The sequence below is a fragment of the Desertibacillus haloalkaliphilus genome (assembly GCF_019039105.1).
GTDB lineage: Bacteria > Bacillota > Bacilli > Bacillales > KJ1-10-99 > Desertibacillus > Desertibacillus haloalkaliphilus.
Genome location: NZ_JAHPIV010000650.1, coordinates 1 through 320 on the forward strand (window position 1 = coordinate 1; position 320 = coordinate 320).

Here is a 320-nt window from a genome sequence, read left to right on the forward strand (position 1 = left end):
TTCCTTCAGTAGATTAAATAAAAAGGTGGAGAAAAGATGAAGAAATGGATGATGACATTAGGGATGGCACTTGTCTTAACTGCATGCGGAGCGGCAGACGATCCTGATGAAGTAGTACAATCTCCAACAGTTGATGAACATGGAGAAGAGGCGCCAGCAACTGAAAATGACGATAGTGTGTTTGAAATTGCTGTAATCCCTTCACAGTCAATGGGAGAAATGCAAACAGGACTTGATAATTTAGAAGCTCATTTAACAGAGAAACTAGGGAGGGAAGTTGTTGTAGAACAATACCCGAATTATAACGCTGTAGTTGAAGC

Annotated in this window: 1 protein-coding gene; it reads left to right on the forward strand. The window is 40.6% G+C overall.

The annotated features are described in order from the left end of the window. Positions 1 to 36: 36 nt before the first annotated feature. On the forward strand, positions 37 to 320 hold a 284-nt coding region (locus tag KH400_RS23705; RefSeq protein ID WP_246590034.1), incomplete at its 3' end, for a PhnD/SsuA/transferrin family substrate-binding protein.